Genomic DNA, 447 nt, shown 5'->3' with positions numbered 1-447 from the left:
CGTCGTTGCCGATGGCAAAGCCACGGTATCGCGCGAAGTCGATGGCGGCGCCGAAACGCTGTCGCTGAAATTGCCCGCAGTCGTCACGACCGATCTGCGCCTGAACGAGCCGCGCTACGTGACGCTGCCGAACATCATGAAGGCGAAGAAGAAGCCGCTGACGACGGTGAAGCCGGCCGATCTCGGCGTCGATGTCGCGCCGCGTCTGAAGACGCTGAAAGTCGTCGAGCCGCCGAAGCGCAGCGCGGGCATCACGGTGCCCGACGTGAAGACGCTGGTCGAAAAACTGAAAACCGAAGCGAAGGTGATCTGAACATGACGATTCTCGTAATTGCAGAACACGACAATGCGTCGATCAAGGCAGCGACGCTGAACACGGTTGCAGCGGCATCGAAGATTGGTGGCGATGTGCATGTGCTGATCGCGGGCTCGAACGCGCAGGGCGCG

The 447-nt window shown here is 61.3% G+C and carries 1 protein-coding gene and 1 pseudogene; both read left to right on the top strand.

The genetic code is table 11. The annotated features are described in order from the left end of the window. Positions 1-313, top strand: a 313-nt coding sequence (locus QCE49_RS33640; protein ID WP_409017633.1) for an electron transfer flavoprotein subunit beta/FixA family protein, incomplete at its 5' end; no start/stop codon positions are given. 2 nt (positions 314-315) lie between these two features. Further along, a pseudogene (locus tag QCE49_RS33635) lies at positions 316-447 on the top strand (electron transfer flavoprotein subunit alpha/FixB family protein); the annotation flags it as partial.

Origin of the sequence: Caballeronia sp. LZ008 (genome assembly GCF_031451435.1) — a bacterium.
Taxonomy (GTDB): Bacteria; Pseudomonadota; Gammaproteobacteria; order Burkholderiales; family Burkholderiaceae; genus Caballeronia; species Caballeronia zhejiangensis.
This window is presented reverse-complemented; position numbering and strand designations above follow the sequence as displayed.